At 48.1% G+C, this 22,088-nt stretch carries 22 protein-coding genes, 2 tRNA genes and 1 pseudogene; 9 read left to right on the forward strand and 16 right to left on the reverse strand.

The window, feature by feature from the left end; translation table 11 throughout:
• The first annotated feature begins 165 nt into the window (after window positions 1-165).
• On the forward strand, window positions 166-1,521 hold the full coding sequence (locus tag NE623_RS09960) for an MATE family efflux transporter (RefSeq protein WP_256272304.1): 1,356 nt from the start codon (window positions 166-168) through the stop codon (window positions 1,519-1,521).
• A gap of 51 nt (window positions 1,522-1,572) precedes the next feature.
• On the opposite strand, the gene rnr is transcribed toward NE623_RS09960, so the two are convergent.
• Together rnr and secG are read right to left on the reverse strand one after the other, a co-directional pair.
• On the reverse strand, window positions 1,573-3,699 hold the full coding sequence (rnr, locus tag NE623_RS09965) for a ribonuclease R (RefSeq protein WP_256272303.1): 2,127 nt from the start codon (window positions 3,697-3,699) through the stop codon (window positions 1,573-1,575).
• Window positions 3,700-3,854: 155 nt separating this feature from the next.
• Window positions 3,855-4,103 carry a preprotein translocase subunit SecG gene (gene secG / locus NE623_RS09970; protein WP_256272302.1) on the reverse strand — a complete coding sequence of 83 codons (249 nt, stop codon included), beginning with the start codon at window positions 4,101-4,103 and terminating at the stop codon, window positions 3,855-3,857.
• Between the two features lie 207 nt (window positions 4,104-4,310).
• Between secG and NE623_RS09975 the strand changes: the two genes are divergently transcribed.
• Together NE623_RS09975 and NE623_RS09980 are read left to right on the forward strand one after the other, a co-directional pair.
• A tRNA-Arg gene (locus NE623_RS09975) sits at window positions 4,311-4,366 on the forward strand.
• A 30-nt stretch (window positions 4,367-4,396) separates the two neighbouring features.
• Window positions 4,397-4,473 (forward strand) — tRNA-Arg (locus NE623_RS09980).
• Between the two features lie 184 nt (window positions 4,474-4,657).
• On the opposite strand, the gene NE623_RS09985 is transcribed toward NE623_RS09980, so the two are convergent.
• From NE623_RS09985 to NE623_RS10030, 10 genes are all read right to left on the reverse strand, one after another.
• The gene (locus tag NE623_RS09985) at window positions 4,658-6,052 is read right to left on the reverse strand and encodes a site-specific integrase (RefSeq protein ID WP_181986014.1); all 1,395 of its coding nucleotides are present in this window, start codon (window positions 6,050-6,052) and stop codon (window positions 4,658-4,660) included.
• 20 nt (window positions 6,053-6,072) lie between these two features.
• The gene (locus NE623_RS09990) at window positions 6,073-6,279 is read right to left on the reverse strand and encodes a helix-turn-helix domain-containing protein (RefSeq protein WP_005541444.1); all 207 of its coding nucleotides are present in this window, start codon (window positions 6,277-6,279) and stop codon (window positions 6,073-6,075) included.
• 514 nt (window positions 6,280-6,793) lie between these two features.
• Window positions 6,794-7,036: a helix-turn-helix domain-containing protein gene (locus NE623_RS09995; protein WP_025654191.1), complete on the reverse strand. Its 243-nt coding sequence runs from the start codon at window positions 7,034-7,036 to the stop codon at window positions 6,794-6,796.
• The gene (locus tag NE623_RS10000; RefSeq protein ID WP_256272301.1) at window positions 7,029-7,454 is read right to left on the reverse strand and encodes an RNA polymerase sigma factor; all 426 of its coding nucleotides are present in this window, start codon (window positions 7,452-7,454) and stop codon (window positions 7,029-7,031) included. The genes NE623_RS09995 and NE623_RS10000 overlap by 8 nt, the downstream gene beginning before the upstream one ends.
• Window positions 7,455-8,036: 582 nt before the next feature.
• Window positions 8,037-8,939 (reverse strand): sensor histidine kinase, encoded by a 903-nt coding sequence (locus tag NE623_RS10005; RefSeq protein ID WP_256272300.1) that lies wholly within the window; start codon window positions 8,937-8,939, stop codon window positions 8,037-8,039.
• A gap of 28 nt (window positions 8,940-8,967) precedes the next feature.
• Complete coding sequence (locus NE623_RS10010; RefSeq protein WP_249249756.1) at window positions 8,968-9,705, reverse strand: ABC transporter permease; 738 nt, start codon at window positions 9,703-9,705, stop codon at window positions 8,968-8,970.
• Between the two features lie 15 nt (window positions 9,706-9,720).
• Entirely contained in the window at window positions 9,721-10,419 is a 699-nt protein-coding gene (locus tag NE623_RS10015; protein WP_256272299.1) for an ABC transporter permease, read from the reverse strand.
• Entirely contained in the window at window positions 10,397-11,335 is a 939-nt protein-coding gene (locus NE623_RS10020; protein WP_256272298.1) for an ATP-binding cassette domain-containing protein, read from the reverse strand. Before NE623_RS10020 ends, NE623_RS10015 begins: the two co-directional genes overlap by 23 nt.
• Before the next feature lie 96 nt (window positions 11,336-11,431).
• Window positions 11,432-12,115: a response regulator transcription factor gene (locus tag NE623_RS10025; RefSeq protein WP_256272297.1), complete on the reverse strand. Its 684-nt coding sequence runs from the start codon at window positions 12,113-12,115 to the stop codon at window positions 11,432-11,434.
• Window positions 12,096-12,296, reverse strand: coding sequence for a helix-turn-helix domain-containing protein (locus NE623_RS10030; RefSeq protein WP_256272296.1), 201 nt, complete (start codon window positions 12,294-12,296; stop codon window positions 12,096-12,098). The genes NE623_RS10025 and NE623_RS10030 overlap by 20 nt, the downstream gene beginning before the upstream one ends.
• A gap of 284 nt (window positions 12,297-12,580) precedes the next feature.
• Here NE623_RS10030 and NE623_RS10035 point away from each other — a divergent pair, with 284 nt between their 5' ends.
• From NE623_RS10035 to NE623_RS10060, 6 genes are all read left to right on the forward strand, one after another.
• Window positions 12,581-12,910, forward strand: a complete 330-nt coding sequence (locus NE623_RS10035) for a MobC family plasmid mobilization relaxosome protein (RefSeq protein WP_256272295.1) — start codon at window positions 12,581-12,583, stop codon at window positions 12,908-12,910.
• Window positions 12,871-14,211 carry a relaxase/mobilization nuclease domain-containing protein gene (locus NE623_RS10040; protein ID WP_256272294.1) on the forward strand — a complete coding sequence of 447 codons (1,341 nt, stop codon included), beginning with the start codon at window positions 12,871-12,873 and terminating at the stop codon, window positions 14,209-14,211. Before NE623_RS10035 ends, NE623_RS10040 begins: the two co-directional genes overlap by 40 nt.
• 53 nt (window positions 14,212-14,264) lie before the next feature.
• The gene (locus tag NE623_RS10045) at window positions 14,265-15,038 is read left to right on the forward strand and encodes an HNH endonuclease (protein WP_256272293.1); all 774 of its coding nucleotides are present in this window, start codon (window positions 14,265-14,267) and stop codon (window positions 15,036-15,038) included.
• Entirely contained in the window at window positions 15,035-15,274 is a 240-nt protein-coding gene (locus NE623_RS10050; protein WP_256272292.1) for an ABC-three component system middle component 6, read from the forward strand. The genes NE623_RS10045 and NE623_RS10050 overlap by 4 nt, the downstream gene beginning before the upstream one ends.
• Window positions 15,258-17,021 carry a DUF2326 domain-containing protein gene (locus tag NE623_RS10055; RefSeq protein WP_256272291.1) on the forward strand — a complete coding sequence of 588 codons (1,764 nt, stop codon included), beginning with the start codon at window positions 15,258-15,260 and terminating at the stop codon, window positions 17,019-17,021. The genes NE623_RS10050 and NE623_RS10055 overlap by 17 nt, the downstream gene beginning before the upstream one ends.
• 209 nt (window positions 17,022-17,230) lie before the next feature.
• A complete protein-coding gene (locus tag NE623_RS10060) occupies window positions 17,231-18,118 on the forward strand; it encodes a BRO-N domain-containing protein (protein WP_442490237.1) in 888 nt (295 codons plus the stop codon).
• Between the two features lie 684 nt (window positions 18,119-18,802).
• Here NE623_RS10060 and NE623_RS10070 read toward each other — a convergent pair.
• The 4 genes and pseudogenes from NE623_RS10070 to NE623_RS10085 all read right to left on the reverse strand — a co-directional run bounded on the left by NE623_RS10070 (window position 18,803) and on the right by NE623_RS10085 (window position 22,009).
• Window positions 18,803-20,629 carry an antirestriction protein ArdA gene (locus NE623_RS10070; protein WP_256272288.1) on the reverse strand — a complete coding sequence of 609 codons (1,827 nt, stop codon included), beginning with the start codon at window positions 20,627-20,629 and terminating at the stop codon, window positions 18,803-18,805.
• 12 nt (window positions 20,630-20,641) lie between these two features.
• Window positions 20,642-21,121, reverse strand: a complete 480-nt coding sequence (locus NE623_RS10075) for a hypothetical protein (RefSeq protein ID WP_256272287.1) — start codon at window positions 21,119-21,121, stop codon at window positions 20,642-20,644.
• A pseudogene (locus NE623_RS10080) lies at window positions 21,108-21,797 on the reverse strand (DNA topoisomerase); the annotation flags it as partial. The pseudogene NE623_RS10080 and the gene NE623_RS10075, both read right to left, overlap by 14 nt.
• 20 nt (window positions 21,798-21,817) lie before the next feature.
• The gene (locus tag NE623_RS10085) at window positions 21,818-22,009 is read right to left on the reverse strand and encodes a transposon-encoded TnpW family protein (RefSeq protein ID WP_256272286.1); all 192 of its coding nucleotides are present in this window, start codon (window positions 22,007-22,009) and stop codon (window positions 21,818-21,820) included.
• Window positions 22,010-22,088: the final 79 nt, after the last annotated feature.

The following is a 22,088-nucleotide window of genomic DNA, read 5'->3' on the forward strand; positions in this document are numbered from 1 at the left end:
CCGAAAAGTGCGCAATATCCTTGCGATTTGATTTTTTGCCATTTTGCCGCAAAACGCTTTTGTTATGCTCTTTTGCAGTCATTTTTGGACACGTGTCAAAACGTTGATTTCGTATAAATTTTGCTGTATACTATTGGTACATTCTATGGAAAGAGGCTTTTTACAATGGCAGTTAACACAACGCCGCAAGCACCCCTGTTTACCAAGCGGGCGCTGTTTACCCTGATTTGGCCCCTGCTGCTGGAGCAGACCCTCAGCGTCACCATGGGCATGGCCGACACGCTGATGGTAGCCGGTGTAGGCGAGGCCGCCGTCTCCAGCGTATCGCTGGTGGACACACTGAACGTTTTGATTATCCAGATTCTTTCTGCCCTTGCCACCGGCGGCGCGGTCATTGCCAGCCAGTATCTGGGCCGCCGGGACACCGAGAACGCCTGCCGCAGCGCCGCCCAGCTGTACAGCGTGCTTGGCATTTCCACCGTGGTGGTGGGCATTGTCTGTATGCTGCTTTCCCGCCCGATTCTGCGCGGCGTCTTTGGCAGCATTGATGAGGATGTTATGCGGTTTGCCCAACAATATTTCCTCATCAGCGCGGTGTCCTACCCCTTCATCGGGCTATACAACGGCGGTGCGGCGCTGTTCCGTGCGCAGGGCAACAGCCGCATCAGTATGCTGGCCAGCCTTGTGATGAACGTCATCAACATTGCGGGCAACGCGCTGTTGATTTACGGCTTTGGCATGGGGGTCATCGGCGCGGCGCTGGCCACGCTGATTGGCCGCGTGTTTGCCGCCGTCTTTATCCTGTGGCAGAACCAGAACCTGAGCAATCCCCTGCGCGTGCAGGAGCTGGCCGACCTGAAGCCCCGCAGCCAGCCCATCCGGCAGATTCTCTCCCTCGGCATCCCCTCTGGCCTTGAAAACGGTATGTTCCAGATTGGCAAGCTCTGTGTCAGCAGCCTGACCTCCACGCTGGGTACCTCGGCCATTGCGGCCAACGCCGTGGCCAACTCGGTCTCCACGCTGGCGAACATTCCCGGCAACACAATGAGCTTGGCCATGATTCCGGTTATCGGCCAGTGCCTGGGTGCAGGCGACAAAAAGCAGGCCAAGCACTACTCTGTCACCCTGCTGGGCATTGCCATCAGCGGCTTGGCCATTGCCAACGCCCTCGTTTTTGTGCTGATGCCCGAGATTGTAACGTGGTTCAACCTCTCGGCGGAGGCCTCGGTGCTCTGCACAACTGTGGTGCATATGTTTAACGTTGCCAGTGTGTTCTTCTGGGCCACCAGCTTTACCCTACCCAACGCCCTGCGGGCGGGCGGTGATGCCAAATACACCATGACGGTCAGCATCATCAGTATGTGGCTGTTCCGCGTGATTCTGAGCTATGTCTTTGTGCTGCAGTTCCAGCTGGGTCTGGCCGGTGTCTGGCTGGGTATGTTCTGCGACTGGGTTTTCCGCAGTATCTGCTTCCTGATTCGCTTCGTCCGCGGCAAGTGGATGAACCACAAGGTGATATAATAACAAGCACCCTGCCCATTGCGGGCAGGGTGCTTACTGTTTTCGGCGGAATTACTCGACCATATACTCAAAATCAATGCGGCCCAGCGCCACATCGGCGGCGGCGACCTGAATCTTCATGGAGGAGCCCAGCATCCAGCTCTTTCCGGTCAGCGGGTCCAGCATACTGACACCGTCAATCACCTGCGGCTCGCCCTTGCAGAGCTGCGCGGCGGGCACAAAGCCCTCCACCGTGTTGTCCAGCTCAACAAAGACACCGCGGGGCGTGATACCGGCCACCGTGCCGGTGTAGACCTCGCCCAGATGGTTGTGCATATACTCTGCCTTGTACAGATCCTCCACATCGCGCTCAATGCGCACGGCTGCAACCTCCTGCTTGCTGGACTTCTCGCTTGCCTGCTGGGCAAACTCGTTGAAGTCCTTCTGCAGCTGGCTGTTGGAAACACCCTGCAGCATCTCACTCAGGATGCGGTGGATGGCAAGGTCTGGATAGCGGCGGATGGGGCTGGTGAAGTGCGCGTAGTCCGCCAGCACCAGACCATAGTGGCCCAGCGGCTGCGGAGCGTAGCGGGCCTTCTGCATACTGCGCAGGATACCGGTGTGCACCGGAATCTGGATGGGCTGCCCGCGGGTCTCGTCCAGCAGGGCGGCCAGCTCCAGCTGGGTGGGGATGGGGTTCTTGAACTTGGCGTTCAGGCCGCAGGCCAGCAGCGTGGCGGACAGCTTCTCCATCTTCTCAGCATCGGGGGCCTCATGCACACGGTAGACGAACGGCACCTTGTTGGTGCGGCCCGCGTTGGCGGCGCACTGGTTGGCCAGCAGCATGAACTCCTCAATCATACACTCCGAGGTGCCGCGGTCGCGCTTGACGATGTCGACACAGCGGCCGTTCTCGTCCATGACGAGCTTAGCCTCGTTGGATTCAATCTCCATGCCGCCGCGGGCCTTGCGCAGCACCAGACGCTTGCGGTACAGCTCGTCCATCGTGGGCAGCTGCTCCAGCACAGCGGCGTACTTGGTCTGCAGCTCAGAGAGGTCTGCGCCCTCCTCCGGCTCCAGCAGGGCGTTGATTTCCTTGTACACACCCTTGACACGGCTGCAAATCACGCTCTTGACGAACTTGTAGCTGTGGATCTCGCCCTTCTCGTCCAACCGCATCAGGCAGGAGAACGCCAGACGATCCTCGCCCTCATTCAGAGAGCAGATACCGTTGGACAGCTGGGTGGGCAGCATCGGGATAACCTTGTCGGCATAGTAGATACTGGTGGCGCGCTCAAAGGCTTCCTCGTTCAAGGCAGAGCCGGGGCGGACATAGTGGCTGACATCCGCGATGTGAACGCCGAGCTCATAGCCGTCCTCCAGCTTCTGCAGACTGATGGCATCGTCAATGTCCTTCGTCTCGGCAGAGTCGATGGTGAAGATGGGAATACCGCGCAGATCCAGACGCTTGGCAACCTCAGCCGGGTCAACCACTGCGTTATCGTAGGCACGGGCCTCCTCCAGGACCTCGGGCGGGAACTCCTGACGGACATTGCGGCCGTACAGAATGGCCTTGGCGCACTCGGAGGCGTAATCCGAGGAGCCGAATTTTTCCACAACGGCGGCGCGGTGGTCGCTGTGGCGGTTGCCGCGGTGGGTAATCAGGAAACCGACCTTATCCCCCAGATGGACGCCCTCGCTCCCCTGCTTGGCCAGCAGGAACTTCACATCGCGGCAGCCGTCCGGCTCCACGGCCATACGGCCGTCCTCGGACAGGCAGACCGTGCCCGCAAAGCGGTTGTTCGGCACGGTGACCTCCACAACCTCACCCTCGGAGGAACCCTCCACGCGGGGATGGTCGAACAGTTTGACGTTGATTTTGTCATTGGGCATCGCGCCATGCAGCGCACGGCCCGGAATGAAGATATCGCCCTCTCCGTCATCACGGCTGGCAAAACCGAACCGTGCCGCCAGCTTGACCAGCGTGCAGGGAATCGTGTCCGGGGCGTTGGTGTTCTCATAGGTGGCAAAACCGGGCACATAGGTGCCGTTGCGCATCGACAGCTCGCCGGTGGCCACCATGGCAGAGACGGTGGTGCGCAGGCGGGAATTATCCACCTGCAGGTTGTTCTGCAGCTCGCGCAGCGTCATGGGGCGGCGCTTAACTGCATTCAAAATAGATTTCTGTAAGGGTGTCATATTTACTCCTTTAATTTACGTCGCACCGCCATCCGGCGGTGCCCTTCCTACAGCTTTCTTTATATCTTTCCACAAAAAACGGCCCGCCGGGGCGCTGCCTGCAAAGGCCTGAAGCGCTTGGCGGACCCTTTTGTTTTTAGCTTACGCTGTCAGCATCACAGACGTGCGCTGAGGACGCAGACGACCAGCGTAACGACGAAGAAAACAACGCCGCAAATCTTGGTCAGCTTGGCCAGCTTAGCGTCAACGCCGCGCTCACGCCCGGCAGCCATCGTTGCAGAGCTCTCGCCCATAATGGCACCGGAAAGGCCCTGACCCTTCTGCTCCTGTGCGAGGGTGAAAACGATAATCAGCACGGACACAACGACGAGGACAACGCCGAGAGCGATCTCATACCAGTTCATTGAATAGCACTCCTTCTATTTCTATCCACGCCGTCATAGACGTGAAAAGTCTCATGTGAGGTACAGTATAACATAGATTTCCCCGCGTTGCAAGGGCTTTTCCCACGTTTTGCGCATAAAATTTGCGTAGCGTGCGGGATTTTCCCCTTGCAATCCGGGTATAAAACAGGTATAATTAGGAAGATATTCACACGTTATATGTCTCAGTAGCTCAGCTGGATAGAGCACACGCCTCCTAAGCGGCAGATGGTTCGATTCCTTCGAGCAGTGAAAATTGCATAAATCTTAAAAATGTCTCAGTAGCTCAGCTGGATAGAGCACACGCCTCCTAAGCGTGGGGTCGGAGGTTCAAATCCTCTCTGGGACGCCACAGCAGCGCTGCAAGCCCTTTTTCGGGGCTTGCAACGCTTTTTGCTTCTCCTTCTCCCGGTAATTCCACTTCCATTACCGGGAGATTTTTATGCGCCGCATGATGTATATTTGCTAATTGGACTCGAACGCTTTTTAGAAATTTGCTAAGAAAATTCTGCGTTTTGCTAATTCGATTTTTCGGATCACTTTGCCGGGGCTTGCGCCGCTATCAGGGCTGCGAGCGCACTTGCAAGCTCCGGCGACTTCTGAAGCTGCTCCACAAGGCTTTCAAGGTCCAGGGTCGCAGGCTCCGATTTTGCCGGTTCTTCCGGCGGACGGACATTGCGAAGATCAGGCTTGGCATAGAAGGCTGTCTCAAATTTCTGAGCATTGACCTTTCTATCCTCGTCCAGAATGTGAGCATAGATACCGGTTATCATGTCGATCTCAGCATGGCCTGTATCGCCCTGGGTGGCTTTCAGATCGCCGTGGTTCAGTTTCAGCTTGTAGGTGGTACTGGAATGACGGAGAGAATGAAAGACCACCTTCGGCAGCCCTGCGTCCTCACGGAGCTTTGCAAACTCTTTGAGGATGATCCGATCCTCGCAGGGGCGGCCATTGGGAAGTGCCACCACCAGATCGAAGTCCTGATACTCGTCACCCAGGAAGCCTTTCAGCTCGTCCTGGGACTTCTTCCATTCCCGCAGGATGTAAGCCAGCGTTTTCGGCAGCCACACCTTACGGATGCTGGAATCGGTTTTCGGCTTTTTCAGAATAATTCTTGTGCTGGTGTTCGGCATGAGCGGAGTGAAGATGTAATAGATATCCTTCTCACCCAGCGTTTCAATCGCCCGTTTGGAAGCCCTCGTCAGCTCCTTGTCGATGTAGACATAGGCATTATCCGCCGCAATATCTTCATCGGAAATATGGACGTTCTCCCAGGTCAGCCCCAGGATTTCACCCATACGCAGAGAGCAGGCAAAGGAAAGGTTCATTGCCACATAGAGCTTGCTGTCCGTGCATTTGTCCAGGGCAAGACGGATCATATCCGCTGTCCAGATATCCCGTTTCGCATACTCCGTTTTAGGGAGGATCACATTGTCAAAGGGATTTCTTGCAATGATTTCCCATCGTACCGCCTGCTTAAACGCACACCGCAGGAGCTTGATGATCTTTTCAATGGTCTTGTCGCTGACATAGGTGGTAACAGCCTTTCGGGTCTTGGTAGACACCGACTTGGTTTTCTGCAAGGTCTGGATATAACCGTCAACCGCACGGGGAGTAACCGCCTGTACCTCCATATCACCGATGATCGGATTGATATAGTTCGCAATCAGCGCCGTTTGGCTGTCATACATAGACACGCCCCATTTCTTTTCTCCGTAAAGAGATACGAAGTCATAAAGGAACTCGGTAATCGTCTGATTGCTTGGCGGGAGAAAAGTTCCCGTGTGCTGCTGATTTTCGATTTCCGCCTTGCGCTTCAAGGCCTCTTTGTGGGTATGCCAGGTTTCCCACTTCTGTTTGGTTTCTCCGTTCTCGTCCACATAGTTGTAAACAACGGAATAGTTTTTCTTTCGCTTGATAATAGATGCCATATCGTTCTTCCTTTCTTGGATCACAGGTCGAGGGAGTCAAGCCACTCGTCAAATGACCGCTTGGAAATGCGTATGGCGTTACCAATTCGCACGATTTTGAAGTGCCCTTCTTTTACAAGGATATATGCGGAAGTTCTTCCGATGCCCAGAATTTGAGCAATATCGTCAACCGTATACGTCCTTCTTTCAGGGGTTTCTTTCTTCGTGCCGTTCCATGTTTGAGACATGAGAACCCCCTTTCAGTTATGAAAAGGAACAGCACGAATATGTGTGGGTAATATAACTTCCACCATCATTTTACCGTGCTGCTCCATGTTTGTCTGCTGCTAATTGAAAAGTTTACGATCTATCCATAAACTTTCAAAAAGGAAAAGTAGGCTTACGGACGGCTGCTGGCACAGCTCCACGGGAGTCTAACCCCGGCCCATGCTGATGGGTGCGGCGCACAATGCTTTGTGGGCGTTCAATGCGCGAGTATCTTTAACCCTGCCCGTGTGTCATCGCCCACAAGCTGCCACGCTTGCTTTGCGGTCTGGTGCTGTTCGCTCGCCCGTTACAGTGGTCCCGTCCTGCGGACTTGAAACGAGGTCATGGCGCACCGACCGTATGGCTCGGCACAAACAGGAATGTATCCGTTTGCCTTATACTGCGGCGTTGGCCTCCCAACGGGCTTTCTTTGTCAAGGTGCTATATAGGGGCGCCGCGTGGAAAGGGGGAAAACACGCAGCGCCCGGCCCTGGGTCAGTTCAGATCAAAGCCCAGGATGGAGATAATCAGCTTCGTTTCCAGCCGCCGGCGCAAATCTTCATCTACCTGGGGACGAGGAAAACCGTCAAGGTCATAGCTTGTCCTCGTAGACAGCGCGGCGATATAGCCGGAATAGTGCCGGACTACCCGGTTCACCGCTTCGGGGTTGCCCCCGACAGCGGCGGCGATCACCGGATAAGGGATCAGCGACGCCCGCGTGCACGCAGATTTAATCATCCGCTTCACCTCCCATCAGCTCCTTCAGCAGCCGATAGGCTTTCTGCCTGCGGGTGTTGACCGTCCGGCGGGCCATGTTCATGTACTCGGCGATCTCGCGGTCTGCCATGTCCAGGAACCAGTACATCAGGAAGATGTCCCGGTTATTCTGGGGCAGGGCGTTCAGCGCCTCGGCCAGCCGGTCATCCTCAATCAGGATCACAGCGCCTCCCACGGGGAAGGCCGTGTATTCCCAGGAGTAGCGGTCATAAACCGCAAGCTGGGCCAATTTCTCCTCCGACAGTTCGCTGAACAATGCCTCACACTTCTGGCGGCGGCTGATCTCACGATAGCCATTGTACGCCTCGTATTTCAGCACCTTCTTGCAGTAGCTGTCAAAGGCGTGCTGCTTGTGCTCGTAGTGGCGGTCAGGTTTCAAGTTCTCACCTCCCTTCGTGCCGGGAGGCAGTTCTTTTCTTCCCCTTTCGCTCACTACTCGTTCAGCGATAGGCCGTTTTGGCTTCGTTGCGGGGGGATTATATGTAATTTTCTTGCCGCTCATAGATAAGCTCCTTTCGTTTCGTTCAGGCCAGTGGGTCAGAGCGAAACGGGGCGGGGAGCGGCACCGGGGGCAAGGTTCGGGCCATGATGGCCCGATGTTCCAGCCCCATAGGTATGAAAAAGCGCCCGGACAGCGAAAAGCCATTCGAGCGCAAAAAATACGGTATTCAGTTACATTTTGAAAATTTTCGCGCTGCCTGCCAGACGGGGCCGGTTCGGTGGCCGGGCTTTTTTGTCGATAGTGCAAATATCGTCTGAATTTGTCGGTGGTCAGTGTGCTTCATGGCGGCTCCCTCCTAAAGCCGCCATGTCAGCGTATGGGCATCACTCCTTTGTTGAGGGCATAAAGAACGGCGGCCTTGATTTGTTCAAAGCCGCCGCAGCGATAAATAAGCATGGGTAGTGTCTGTCGAACGACGGCTTTTTTTCTTTTGCCGTCGTCCGGCAGATGAATGAAAAATTATTGGATTTCGAGTGTCACAGTCAATACATTGGATTTAATTTCAGCAGAAACATTGCCGCCTAGTTTATCCGTCAGTAACTTTACAACCGCAAGTCCTACTCCTGTACCACTGTTGTGTCTGGATGCGTCCCCTGTATAAAATCGTTCAAAGAGGCGGGCGGGATTTATTTCAGTTTTGCTATCTATCGGATTTTTAATCGTGAAAATAGCCCTATTTTTCCTTGTCTGCTTTAAGCCCATTTTTATGTCGCCGGATGAATAACGTATCGCATTTGTCAGTAGATTTTGTAAAATCCTTTCCACCATGCTGTAATCAGAATTGAGATAGACAGAATGGGGTGGCAAATCAATTTCAGGTGATATATTTTTTGCTTCCAATGCAGGAGCATTCTCTGTAATAAGATTTATCAGCAAATTAGACAGGTTAAAATCTTCTCGCCGGGGTGTTATCTGCTCGGCATCCAAAATAGACAGGTCATAAAAAGTCTGTACCAATTCTTTCATTCTTTCTGCTTTGTGAAAAATGGTTTCTATTCGCTGTTCCTGCTTGTCTGTCAGAGTTTCTTTTCTTAATAGCTGTAAATGTCCGAGTATAACGGTCAATGGTGTCCGTAGATCATGTGAAATATTTGCAATCGACTCTTTCAGATAGTTTTCGTGGCGAAGCGTACTGGCAATCAACTGCCTTTGATTATCGTTATACTGGTTTAGTATTCCTGCCAGTTGTTCCAAATCTTTGTCAATTAAAGAGATGTCCAGCATTTTCTCGGATTTGCCATTTACCAATTCAGCTATCTGTTTTGATAGATTGCGGATTTGCCGTTTTGTTTGAAGATATTTGAATAGCAAGATAAGCAACAGCAAAAATACAATCAATAGCAGTAGCTCTATTTTAGACACCTCCTTCTTTCCGTTTTCTAATTGAAATCTATTTTAATTCACATTTCCGAAAGCTGCACCATGATAAAATCAACAACGTAACAACCCAAACAATTCCAATCAAAATCGGGAATGGTTGGAAGATTGCTGTGCTGGTAACTGCCTCCCTTATTTGATAAGTTGGCAAAAAAGCTACTGGAAATTTCAACATCATTCCAAAACCCAGATAAAGACTAAGTACAAACGTTGTAACGGCTGTAACAGCAATCGCTTTTGCAGAATTACGCAGTGAAAAGCAAATCCAGATTGCAATGAAAAAAGTAGCACTGTTCAAAAGTAAAGAGTATAGAACCGCCTTAGCAGCCTGATAAATAAAGTTTCCTCCGTCAATAAATCCAAATCTGAAAAATTCTCTTATACACCCGGCAATGGGATAAACAAGAGCCATGACGTTAAACGCAATCAAATATGTGATTACCTTTGAAAAGAAGATTGATTTTCTGGAATGGCCCGCAGTTATTTCAAGATCTACTGTCCGATAAGAAAACTCCTGTCCTAAAATCAAAGCTAGAATACTGGACATCAGAATGAGAAGAAATGTAGAGTCATAAACCATTCCGTTAAAAATATCCGCAAGGGAAGTAGCCGCCCCGCCGGTTGTTCCCATAACTTCCGGGACATAAGTTTCTGCCGTAAAAAAGCCAATTAGAAAGATGCCTACCATGCCACACCAATACAAGAAATTATGTGATAATTGGTATCTTTCCATTTTTAATAGATTACTCATTTCGATACCTCCCTGTCACTTCAAATCGGAATGCCTAAATCCCAAATAAGCGCCAAAATATAAAATGAATATCCACAAAAAATCTGTGAAAACAAATTGTACCATAGATGGGGTAAATTGCTGCAATGCAATCAGTCGGAGCTGTCCCATTGGCAATATTCGCGAAATAAAGAGTGCCTGATCTCCATTCATCAAGAATATCATTAGGAAAAAGAGAACCATTGGGACAGCTAAAGTTTTTCCTATATCACGAAACAGAAGCGCAAAGAAGAACGGCAACAGGCACATTGCAAATAAAGAAACTACAACTGCCAAAACGGTATAGAGATTGCCGCTAACACTCACGAAACTTTCTTTGAAGCAAACCCTACCAATCAATCCATGTACCAGTAATGGTAAAGCTAAAATCGTTATGCAGGCTATTTGATAGGCAATCAGTTTTGCAAGTAATACTTGTCCTCGGTTATGGCCTGCAATGATATATGATTGCAGCGTTCTTTGTCCAAAGTCATTTCCAACAAACAACGCAGAAAAGACGATTGCCAGAAAAAAGAGAATAGGCACATTATATAGCGATGCAAAGAATAGACTGGATGTTTCTCCAATACTGTCTAACAGCAGCACACTGCTCAAAAAAAGATTAAACGTCACAATCCCCCAAAAGTACCGGCTATGAAACAGTTTATAAAACTCAGTATTTAGGAGATTTAACATTTTCTGAACCTCCTATCTTACTTAAAAAGTAATCTTCCAATGTATCGCCGGATACAGAAAGCCCTGTAACGAGAATATGCGCATCCGACAAAACAGCCGCGACTTTTTCCAAATCATCAAGATAATCGTACAGGCGAATTGTCCCATCCGGCATCAACTTGAAATTTTCTGTATGAAGTTTTTCTTCCAACACAAGCAGCGCCTTTTGCGGGTCGGTAGCCTTGATTGCAATATGCCGTTTACACCGTTCATTCAATTCTTGATCGGAGATTTCTTCAATGATTTTTCCTTTGTCAATTAAAATAAATTCTGTTGCAGTTTGGTATAATTCTTCCAAAATATGGCTGGACACCAAAATTGTCATTCCATATTCCTTGTTCAAGGATTTCAGCAAATTTCTGACTTCGACAATCCCGGCAGGGTCAAGTCCGTTGATCGGTTCATCGAGAATTAAAAATTCTGGCGTGTTCAAGAGAGCGATTGCAATTCCCAGCCGTTGCCTCATACCCAAAGAAAAATTGCGAACACTCTTTTTGCCAGTGTCCTTTAAGCCAACCACATTCAAAGTTTTTTCAATCACTGTTTTATCGGGGATGCCGCGTTGGATGCGTTGTATCTCCATATTTTGATAAGCTGTCATGGCCGGAAATAGTGCAGGTGTTTCAATCATGCAGCCAATCCGCTTTCTCTGTTCCTGCAAATCTTTTGCCGAACTCTTTCCCCATAAGCCTAAAGTACCGCTGGTCGGGAATGCCAGCCCTGTAACCAATCGCAGAAAAGTAGTTTTACCTGCTCCGTTCTGACCGATAAAACCGTAGATTTTCCCTTTCTCAATTTGCAAGTCAATATGATCTAAGGCAACAGTATGCCGGTATTTTTTTGTCAGACTATGTGCCTGTAAAATGATGGAACTCATGTTATCAACCTCCTTTATGATTGATTGTAAGAGGCAATCATAAAGAATTTCTTAAATCCAAACAGAAATCTCTAAAAAATGTCTAAAGCCAGAGGTCTAATCTCTGGCTTTGTGTAAACGGTATCCAATACCCCAAACAGTATCAATAAAGTCCTTGTCCGGGCAAACGGCTTTTAATTTGTTACGGAGATTACTTATATGAACATTTAATGTGTTATCCTCACTGATATACTCGGTGTTCCAAACACTTTGAAATAAATTTGCTTTTGAGAATATTTTATCCGGGTATTTCATCAGCAACTCTAAAATTGCAAATTCTTTTGCCGTCAAAGTCAATTCGCTGCCTTGCAAAAAGGCGGTATTATCGTTCAAATCCAAAATCAAATCGCCATGACGTAAATAGGTAGGAGTATCTTTTTGAAACTGCACTCGACGGAGATTACTTTCAATTCTGGCCAGAACTTCCTCCATATCAAACGGTTTTGTAATATAATCATCTGCACCGAGACGCAGTAAATCTATTTTGTTTTGCGTTGTTCCTTTGGCAGAAATAATGATGATTGGAACCGTAGAACATTCTCTTACCGCTGTAAGTACGGTATCACCATTTCGATATGGAAGCATAATATCAAGCAAAATCAAGTCGATATTATTTTCCCGCAGGCAATCCAATACATGAAGCCCGTCATATTGGCAAAAAACTTCATATCCATTTTCCTGCAAAAATTCAGCTAATAACTTGCTGATTTCCAAATCATCCTCAACCAACAGAATTTTCATTTTCGTTTTTCACCTGCTTTTTATATCGTCTATCAGCGGGTTTGTCTGTTTCCTTGGGGATCAACCAAACACCGGCCATTTTCACAGCGCTGGGAATACGGCCCTCGACGCAGTAATAGTTGACTTGACGGGACGAAACGCCCCATTTCTCGCTTGCCTCTTTGAGTGTCATATAGTCCATATTTGCACCTCCGACAACATTTCTTATTATATTTCATTTGTTCGAAGAATACAAGGCATGATATATCTATCATATATTTGTGCTCATATCTCGGTACAATGCAGCCAAAATCTCCGTTTCAAATTGTAGTATTGATAGAGGGGAAAACGAGGGAAGGGTTACGATAGCAAGCACAGCAAGCGAGTACCCGCTTGCGAATTTTGAGATTTTCAGGTCCCTTACCCGGAAATTCAAAATTGCTTGTTGGGATAGTCCCAAACCCTTATGAAGAACGGAGGCGGCGAATGGCAAACCGAAAGCGGAATATTCAAATGAAATTCTATGTCACGGAGGATGAAAAACGGCTCATAGACGAAAAAATGAGCCAGTTACCGACACGCAGATATGGCGCCTACCTCCGAAAGATGGCGATTGACGGGTATATCATCTACACCGACACCACGGAGATCAAAGCGTTTACCTCGGAACTGTCCGCCATCGGCAGGAACATCAACCAGATAGCCAAGCGGATCAACGCCGGAGGTCCTGCGTATCAGGCCGATATGGACGAGATACGGGAAAGGCTGGACGAGATATGGCAGTTACAAAGACGCATCCTATCAAGTCAACGCTGAAAGCCGCCATTGACTATATCTGCAACCCGGAAAAGACGGACGGAAAGCTGCTTGTATCCTCCTATGGCTGCGCCGCCGAAACGGCAGATATTGAATTTGCCTGGACCCGCCGCCATGCCATCGACAAGGGAACGAACCTGGGGCGCCACCTGATCCAAGCCTTTCAGCCTGGGGAGGTTACGCCGGAACAGGCCCATGAAATAGGCATGGAGCTTGCAAAAGAAATCCTGGGTGGCAAGTATGAATTTGTACTTACCACTCACATAGACAAAAATCATGTTCATAACCACCTGATTTTCAATGCGGTCAGTTTTGCGGATCATAAGCACTATCATTCCAACAAGCGGAGTTATCACTATATCCGCCGCACCTCGGATCGGCTTTGCAAGGAACACGGTCTGTCTGTCATCATCCCAGGACAGGACAAGGGCAAGAGCTATATTGAACATCAGGCTACGCAGAACGGCACCAGCTATAAGGCAAAGCTGAAAGCGGCCATTGACCGGCTCCTGCCAGCCTGTCCCGATTTAGAAGAACTGCTTCGCTGCCTGCAGAGAGAAGGCTATGAGATCAAGCGGGGCAAATATATCTCCGCCAGAGCGCCGGATCAGGAACGGTTTACCCGTCTGAAAACTTTGGGGATGGACTACACCGAAGAAGCCCTTGCCGCCCGAATTGCCGGACGCTCCAGACCTTCCCGCCAGCCGAAACAGCAAAACGGAAAAATCAGTCTGCTCATTGATATCCAGAACAATATCAAGGCACAGCAGAGCGCAGGCTTCACCCATTGGGCGAAGCTGAACAATCTGAAACAAGCCGCCAAGACCATGAATTTCCTGACCGAACACGGGATAAGCAGTTATGGAGAACTGGAAAGCAAATTGACCGCAATATCCGCACGCAGGGATACCGCTCATGCAGAGATCAAGCGGATAGAAAGTAGAAGTGCCGAACTTGCCCTTGTGATGAAGCATGCCGGAACTTACCGTCAGCTAAAGCCACTTTATGACCGATACCGTAAATCGAATGATAAAGAAAAGTTCCTGCGGGGGCATGAGAGCGAGATCATCCTTTTTGAAGCGGCCGCCAGAGAATTGAAACGGCTGGGGGCTGTACCGCTGCCGACAACGGAAAGCATGAAAACGGAGCTTGCCAATCTCAGCGCAGAAAAGGAACGCCTTCTTGCGGAGTACAAAACCGCAAGAACCGAAGCCCAGAAATACGAGACCGTCAAGCAAAATGTGGATGCACTGCTGGCCGTTCCAAAAGAATTAAACCATGCGCATGATTTTCAATTATAACAGAAATAATGGAAGCTATATTGACCTATCTTTCTAACCAAAGTATAATGATTATGGATTATTATATGTACTGGGGTGAGAAGATGTCGAACAAGGCTACTATTTCAAGGAGAGATGAGCGATTGCTACATACAAAAAGCGGAAATCGTTGTGCCATGTGCAAGACAATTTTGGTCGATGTTGGAAACCCTTCTGCTGCATGTGTTGGTGAAAACGCTCATATTTATGGTGAAAAGCCTGATGCTGCACGATATGACGCAACTAAAGATTCTTCTTTCGTAAATAGTGAACAAAATTTAATTTTTCTTTGCTGCAACTGTCACAAAAAGATTGATACGGATGTGGCTTCATATCCAGCAAATGAACTATTCGCTCTAAAAGCGCAACACGAACAATGGGTTACACAAAAATTAGAAGAAAAATCTATTTCTTACAGCTTTGCTGAATTAGAAGTACTGGCAAAGTATTTGGTATCATCAACAGCGTCTGCGCAAACAACATCATCTTTTTCTCTGTTGAAAATTGATGAGAAAATCAAGAAAAATTCTTTGATAGATGTTCAAGGATATATAACGATGGGGTTATCCAGCAATTTCACGATTGCAGATTACTTAAACAGACACCCGGACCCGTTATTTGCTGCAAAATTGACTAATATTATGGCTCAAAAGTATCGAGACCTGAAGTCGAGTGGATTAGATAACTATGAAATCTTTGATGAGCTTTGGACTTTTGCAAGCGGGAATAATTCTGATTTTTCCTATAAAGCGGCAGGTCTTGGCATACTAACCTACTTTTTCGAAAAGTGTGAGGTGTTCGAAAAATGATTTTGCCGGACAAAAATATAAAACTTGAGTATTCTTTATTAAACTGTGGTGCCATCGTATTAGATGAAATTTCTGAACCGCAGACCGTATCGTTACTATGGGATAAATCTAAAAATCATGAAACTTTAGCAAATTATGAGAAATTTTTGCTGACGTTAGATTTTCTGTATTTAATTGATGCCATTACTATAAAGGATGGTTTGATTGTGAGGTGTAAGAATGATTCACTCAGTTAGAAGCAATAATCCAAAATTCAAACCGGTAGTGTTTCATTCTGGTTTTAATGTTGTTTTGGCGGATCGTAAGCGTGGTAGTGATACCGAAGAAAAGCGTACACGAAATGGCGCTGGAAAAACAACATTAGTTGAGATCATACATTTTTGCTTGGGTTCTCAGGTGAATCGAAATTCCGTATTTAAGAATGAAAATCTTAAAGGCTGGTCTTTCATCTTAGAAATAGATATCAAAGGGAAAGCATATAGTATCGAACGCTTTACGGATTGTCCAGGAAAACTTTATATTGACGGAGATTTATCATCTCTCAACTTTGACTGTAAGTATGATAAATCCCAACATAGTTACTATGTTTCACCCGGCACTTTTAATAGAGCAATGCTATCTGAGTTCTATGGTATTGAAACAGTTGACAATAATCAGCAACATGTTCCATCCTTTCGAGAATTGATTTCTTATGCTATCCGCAAAAATGTTGAAGGATATAAAAGTGCATTTGAGTTTTTCTCCCGTCAAAAAGCTTCTAGCGTACAAGTATGCAATGCTTACTTTCTGAATCTAAGCATGGAATACGCCTCTCAATTTCAGAGTCTAAAGGAGAAGAAGAAAGGCATTGATGATTACAAACAAGCTGCAAAATCTGGTGTCATAGGAACATTTAGTCTAAACATTGGAGAACTAAGTACAGAAGTTATCACTCGCCAAAATGATGTCGATAAGCTCAAAGAACAGTTAGAATCTTTTCAAGTTCATCCCCAGTATGAGGATATTTCTAAGGATGCTAATAATTTGACTGAGCAGATTCATATATGCACAAATACGCTTGTTCTTCGCCAACAACTACTGGAAAGGTATCAGACAAGTTATAGTGATGAAACACCGAGCCTGCCCGTTGTTGATATTGAAAAAATATATGCTGAAGCGGGAGTCTTGTTTCAAGACTCAATTCTTCGACCACTTTCCGAAGTAATCAATTTTCACAAAGCGATTGTTACAAATCGTAAAGAATATCTCCATAGTGAAATTATGTCTCTGCGAAAAGAAATTGATGAGCTAAATGAAAAAATTGCGAATCTCAGTTCTCAGCGGGCGGAACGAATGAAAATACTGGAAACTCATGGTGCATTAGCTGAGTATATACTCATTCAAGATCGATATGCAAAAGCAAAGCAACTTTTGGAAGACGCAAAAAAGAGGCTCGAATCAGCAGAATATATTGAAGATAGTAAAAGCCACTTAAAAATTGAAAGTCAAGAGCTTTTGATAAAATCGCGCCAAGATTATAACGAAAGAATCCAAACTCGTGAACAAGCTATTTCTTTATTTAAGGCGAATACGGAATTTTTATATCGTGAAGCTGGTACACTGACGATTGATTTGAATGAAAATGGATATTCTTTTGGCGTTGATATTAAGAGCTCTCGAAGTCAAGGCGTAAACTACATGAAGGTTTTCTGCTATGATATGGTTCTTGCTGAACTTGGACATTCAAGGACTCAATATCCTGACTTTCTGGTGCATGATAGTACAATTTTTGATGGAGTAGATGAGCGGCAAGTTGCAAGAGCATTGATGCTTGCTCTGTTAAAAAGTAGTGAACTCGGATTTCAATATATATGCCTTATCAATTCTGATATGATACCATATCAGGAATTTGATGATGAGTTTACCCATCAATTCAACAGCAGTATTGTCCTTCGCATTTCAGACGAACAAGAGGATGGCGGTTTATTAGGAATTCGGTTCTGAAAATAAGCAAAAAAATGGGAGTACAGCTAGTCAGATGAATTGAGAAGCTGTACTCCCATTTTGCGTAATAAAAAGTGTTTGAATCGGGCTTTTTAGTATGGCAATAAAACGCATGAACATTCCAACAATACCCACTATGGCGAAATTTTCTTCTCATATGGAAATAGAAACACATTCATGTTAAAATTAAAATACATACTCTAAGGAGGTTGAAGCACATGGACGAGAATAATTCCATCCAGCTTTTTGAAGATAGAAAAATACGCACCGCATGGGACGAAGAACAAGAAGAATGGTATTTCTCTGTTGTGGATGTTATTGCTGTCCTGACAGATAGCTCTAATCCAACAGACTACCTCAAAAAAATGCGTAAGCGTGATGAACAGCTTGCAAGCTACCTGGGGACAAATTGTCCCCAGGTAGCAATGATGGGTGCAACAGGCAAAAAGCGTAAAGTGTTGGCGGCAACGGCTGAACAGATTTTACGCATTATTCAGTCCATCCCATCACCTAAGGCTGAACCGTTCAAACTCTGGCTTGCGCAGGTCGGCCGTGAACGCATTGAAGAAACGATTGACCCGGAACAGGCAATCGACCGTGCATTAGAGACCTATCAAAAAAAGGGATATGATACAGACTGGATTCATCAGCGACTTCTTTCTATCCGTGTCCGTAATGAGCTTACCGCGGAATGGCAGGAGCGCGGCGTACAGCAAGGCAAAGAATATGCCATTCTCACCGATGAGATTACGAAAGCATGGTCCGGCATGACTACTCGGCAATATAAGAAGCTGAAAGGTCTGAAAAAAGAAAACCTTCGTGATAATATGAGCACGATGGAAATTGTTCTGAATATGCTGGCAGAGGCAACAACCACAGAACTGTCAAAAGCACATCAGCCGGAAGGCTTTTCTGAAAGTCAAAAGATTGCCCGTCGCGGCGGCAGCTATGCCGGTCAGGTTCGACAGGATATTGAAAAGGATACCGGGCGACCAGTCATTACATCGCAGAGCGCCGCACAGCTTAATGCCGTAGTCGTTGACATGATAGAAAGTGTAGCGGAAACGGAAAAACCTGATAATGACGAAAACAAATAAAAAAAGTGGGAGTACAGCCAATCGGATGAACCGAAAAGTTGTACTCCCGTTTTGCGTGACAGAAAGTGTTTGAAATCAAGCCTTTTTCTTCATGTGCCAGCAAGCAGACCGACACATGAAAAATCATAAAGGCTCCCTTTGAAAATACGGATACAGGGGATTATTCTGCGGTTTCCCCACCCTTATCCTCACAAATTTTAGAGCGTTTGGAACTGTAATGCGGACAGACAACTATTCTATACCGGTCAAATTGCTGTTCTTAATGCGTAGAAATGGGCAAAAAAGAATGCCGGACGCAAGCGGGCATATGGCCGCCGTGCCCGGCGTCTGCTTTACCATTTGTCTATGAAATGGAACTTCTAACTGTCATAGTGTAAATATCAAATCCCATAAAATCAAACAAATCGGCATGCCAAAAAGAGGATATCCTCTATCTAGGATAGCATCTGCAAGTCATATAGGTTCTCTTTGAAACTGCGAATACAGGGGATTATTCTGTGGCTTTTCCACCCTTATTCTCACAGTTCTCAGCCCGTTTGGAACTGTAATGCGGGCAAGCGACCAGACACGCCCGGAAACTCTGCTTGCAGCCGTGAACACATTTTTTACAGATATGGTTATACTGCCGCCTGCCGTTCTCACCCAGGAAGAACGCCCATTCCAGCCGCCATTTCTTGCTTCGACTCATAGGCAGTCATGCTCCGGCACATCACGGCCGGTCTTCTTGCCCTCCGGGGGCTTGTGCTCGGCACACTCCCGTTTTGCGTCCTCCAACCTCTCACGGATGGAAGGCTTCTCCGGCGTTGTCCGCTCTGCATACTCCTGGGCTTTTTCCAATTCTTCGCCGCGTCTGCCGTTGTTGATAACGCCGTCGATCATGCCGTAGTCATCCTCCAGCGTCATTTCAGCGGTGCGGAGAGGATTGTCCTTTTCCGGCTGCTCCGCTGCCACGGCAAAGGCCCGTGTACCGTTTCCCATGATAAGATACTTTCCATCATCGGAAATATGGTGGACGCCATACCCGGCTGCCTCCATCTGCTCCCGGCTCATAGCCGTCACCTGAAAGCTGCCCCTCGGAGTCTGCACACGTTCGCCAGTTTCAAAACGGTCTGGCAGATAAGCGAGGTCTTGCTTCTCTGCCGGGACAGGGAGAACAACGATATTGCCATTGATCTGCATAAATCGTTCCGGCGTTTTGAACTGTTCCGTGTATTTCTGGATCAGTTCCGGGGACAGGGACGCAAAATCTTCCTCACCAAGTCCAACCACCAGGAAAGTCCCTGCTACGATATCATAAATTTCTCCATTTTCATCCCGCAGCCCACGGTTCAGATCAAGCCCTATGAGCTTTCCTTCATCATTGCAAACCAGCGCCACCGGGTCAGAATAGGGATAAGTTGCGCCAATGTCTCCGCCGACCTCCGCCTGCAGGGAATGAAGATCGGGGTTGATCTCCTTCACATAGGGTTCCTTCATAGGTTCCACTACAAGCACAGTCATCTTTTCCGAGGCAACCTTCTCCGCAGCGGACAGCATTTCATCCGCATGGGACTTCTCCGAGTCATCCAAAGCGGCCTTGACCTCCGCCGGATCAAAATCAAGAAATTCTTCATAGCCCGTGGCATCCTTGAACTTTTCAATCTCCGAAGGAAGATAGTCTTCCTGCGTCTGCCCCAGCGCCGCCAGCTTTTCATCCAGCGCAGAAATGCGTCCCACCATCAGGTTTTCGTAAAGTTCTTCCTTTGCGGCGTGCGCCTCTGGGTGCTCCGCTGCATACTGCGGATCGTTCTGACGGAAAAACTCATCCATGTCAAAGGCGATATCCATAGCCCACTCGGATTTTTCTTCTTCGGGAAGATCATCCTGGAAGGCCATCACCCGGTACTCGTCCGGGATACTGCCGCGATCGCCGTCATAATACTCATGGAAGCTATCGCCTGTATCACGCACATAGCCCTGATCCGTGAAGGTGCCGTTTTCCTCCAACGCAACGTCCCGGCCGTAGGCCTCATAGTCGATGTAATTCTGCAAATGCTCTGGCACCTGCATAACGTCCAGTTCTTCGATGTAATAGCGGCCCAGATCGTCATAGTCATGGATATCGGGGTAAACCTCATAGCAATCCAGATTCTCGGTGAGGTTGATGATCTCCTGCAGGCTGCCACAATGGTCGCCCATTTTCATACCGGCCTGAAACTGTGCGTATTCGCTTTCGCTCATTTCATCCAGCTTCGACGCCAGATAATTCAGTTCGTCCAGACTTTCATATTCACCCAGCTTGCTGTAAAGACCGTCTACATAGCAGTCATAGTCCGTGATGAACCATTCCTCATACGGCTGGCCGAAGTCATCCTTCTGGCCGATCCCGATGCGCTTGAACACTTCTTTCAGTTCCTCGGCGGTGGTGGGAAATTTCACCCATTCGCCCACAAGCTCGCCCTCGTTATATTTCCCAAGATTGGTGATAAAGGCGGCAAAGGGATAATCCTTGTCGTGATCGTAATATGGCATATCAGCACCTCCTTACAGTTCCGGCGCAGACTTTTCCTTGTGGGGCTGCGCCTTGTTTTTCTCCGCACATTCCTTCTTGCCCTGTTCCAGCCGTTCCCGGATGGAAGGCATTTTCTCCGGCTCCGCAGGGCGTTCATGGTTCCACTCGTCGCCGGAAAGAGAAATATATCCGTGTTCCGAAAAATGCCCCTGTTCCTCCTGCATGGCGTACTTGCCAAACGGAACAGGGTCGATTGCTTTCAGAAGTTCTGGGGGCAGCAGCATATCCATGTGCTGTGCCAGATACCGCCACCCCAGATCGTTCAGATCGTGGATATTGGGCTCAAATACGAAATAGTCAATGTTGTCCGCAAACTCCTTAAACTGCTCTGGTGTTGTCAGCTTGAAGGGCGAGGTCTGCACCGCCGCCAGCACCTCCCGGTCCTCCGGGGAGAGGACAGTCACCGCCGCCCTCACTTCGGGTAAATGTTCCAAAGTCTTATTTTCTGCCATTGACACCTTCCTTTCTTTTCGGAAATTCCAGTTTGAAGTTGATGTATTTGCCACCCGTGTCATCCAAGATCACCGCAGCGTCATAAGCAGCCTGTTTCTTTTCAGACCACATTCCCTTGACATTGGTACGTCCCTTTTTCAGAAGGTCCGTTGCCATCTTCTTTGTCAGCTCCTTCTTGCGGCTCGTCCAGAAGCGGTCATTTTTCCAGAGGACGAAACCGCAGGACCGATCCGAACACGCAAAGTTCTTCTTGCCCTCATAAACCGGCTGGCCGCAGCGGGGGCAGGTACCGATCACTTCCTTCTCCGGGGCAAACAGCTTTTTGCCATCCTCGGAAATGCAGGAATAGGTGGACACGATTTCCTGGACCATCGTACAGATACCGTCCATGAAAGTACCCGGATCAGCGCCGCCCCTTGCGATCTCCGTTAATTTCTGTTCCCATTCTGCGGTCAGCATGGGAGAGGTCAGCGGCTCCGGCAGGACCGTGACAAGGTTGATACCGGCTTTTGTGGGGATCAGGCTCTTGCCCTTGCGTTCCACAAATCCGGCTGCCACCAGCTTTTCGATGATTGCCGCCCTGGTCGCAGGCGTGCCAAGACCTTTTCGCTCCGCTTTATCGGGAATATCATCCTTGCCTGTGTTCTCCATAGCGGACAGGAGGGTATCTTCTGATACATATTGTCAAGGTGGTTTTAAGAAATTTTCCCGCAATCGTTCATAATGAGCCGCTTGATTTTATCGCTCATAGTTTCCTTGCTGGTGGTGCTGAAGTGGATTTTCACCCGATAGGTCGTGTTTCCGATTTTCTTCACAATATCGGGTTGCTCTGCTTCCTTTACGGTCAGAGGGGAAGCGTTTGCGGCGGTGCTGGTTTTATTGCTCATAGGCTCTCCTTTCCATGAAAAAAGCCCTTATGCTGCGGCGCACAAGGGCTTGTAGTCATTCTTCTAAAACTCTGAAAGC

Origin of the sequence: Gemmiger formicilis (assembly GCF_024462815.1) — a bacterium.
GTDB lineage: Bacteria > Bacillota > Clostridia > Oscillospirales > Ruminococcaceae > Gemmiger.

What these genes read in the sequence shown, in the direction of transcription:
- NE623_RS09990 (WP_005541444.1), bottom strand. Translation starts at nt 6,279, where the DNA reads ATGTCTCAAACATGGAACGGCACGAAGAAAGAAACCCCTGAAAGAAGG.
- NE623_RS09960 (WP_256272304.1), top strand. Translation starts at nt 166, where the DNA reads ATGGCAGTTAACACAACGCCGCAAGCACCCCTGTTTACCAAGCGGGCG.
- NE623_RS10050 (WP_256272292.1), top strand. Translation starts at nt 15,035, where the DNA reads ATGATTTTGCCGGACAAAAATATAAAACTTGAGTATTCTTTATTAAAC.
- NE623_RS10055 (WP_256272291.1), top strand. Translation starts at nt 15,258, where the DNA reads ATGATTCACTCAGTTAGAAGCAATAATCCAAAATTCAAACCGGTAGTG.
- NE623_RS10085 (WP_256272286.1), bottom strand. Translation starts at nt 22,009, where the DNA reads ATGAGCAATAAAACCAGCACCGCCGCAAACGCTTCCCCTCTGACCGTA.
- NE623_RS10040 (WP_256272294.1), top strand. Translation starts at nt 12,871, where the DNA reads ATGGCAGTTACAAAGACGCATCCTATCAAGTCAACGCTGAAAGCCGCC.
- NE623_RS10030 (WP_256272296.1), bottom strand. Translation starts at nt 12,296, where the DNA reads ATGGACTATATGACACTCAAAGAGGCAAGCGAGAAATGGGGCGTTTCG.
- NE623_RS10045 (WP_256272293.1), top strand. Translation starts at nt 14,265, where the DNA reads ATGGATTATTATATGTACTGGGGTGAGAAGATGTCGAACAAGGCTACT.
- secG (WP_256272302.1), bottom strand. Translation starts at nt 4,103, where the DNA reads ATGAACTGGTATGAGATCGCTCTCGGCGTTGTCCTCGTCGTTGTGTCC.
- NE623_RS10025 (WP_256272297.1), bottom strand. Translation starts at nt 12,115, where the DNA reads ATGAAAATTCTGTTGGTTGAGGATGATTTGGAAATCAGCAAGTTATTA.
- NE623_RS10015 (WP_256272299.1), bottom strand. Translation starts at nt 10,419, where the DNA reads ATGTTAAATCTCCTAAATACTGAGTTTTATAAACTGTTTCATAGCCGG.
- NE623_RS09985 (WP_181986014.1), bottom strand. Translation starts at nt 6,052, where the DNA reads ATGGCATCTATTATCAAGCGAAAGAAAAACTATTCCGTTGTTTACAAC.
- NE623_RS10075 (WP_256272287.1), bottom strand. Translation starts at nt 21,121, where the DNA reads ATGGCAGAAAATAAGACTTTGGAACATTTACCCGAAGTGAGGGCGGCG.
- NE623_RS09995 (WP_025654191.1), bottom strand. Translation starts at nt 7,036, where the DNA reads ATGATTAAATCTGCGTGCACGCGGGCGTCGCTGATCCCTTATCCGGTG.
- rnr (WP_256272303.1), bottom strand. Translation starts at nt 3,699, where the DNA reads ATGACACCCTTACAGAAATCTATTTTGAATGCAGTTAAGCGCCGCCCC.
- NE623_RS10020 (WP_256272298.1), bottom strand. Translation starts at nt 11,335, where the DNA reads ATGAGTTCCATCATTTTACAGGCACATAGTCTGACAAAAAAATACCGG.
- NE623_RS10035 (WP_256272295.1), top strand. Translation starts at nt 12,581, where the DNA reads ATGGCAAACCGAAAGCGGAATATTCAAATGAAATTCTATGTCACGGAG.
- NE623_RS10010 (WP_249249756.1), bottom strand. Translation starts at nt 9,705, where the DNA reads ATGAGTAATCTATTAAAAATGGAAAGATACCAATTATCACATAATTTC.
- NE623_RS10070 (WP_256272288.1), bottom strand. Translation starts at nt 20,629, where the DNA reads ATGCCATATTACGATCACGACAAGGATTATCCCTTTGCCGCCTTTATC.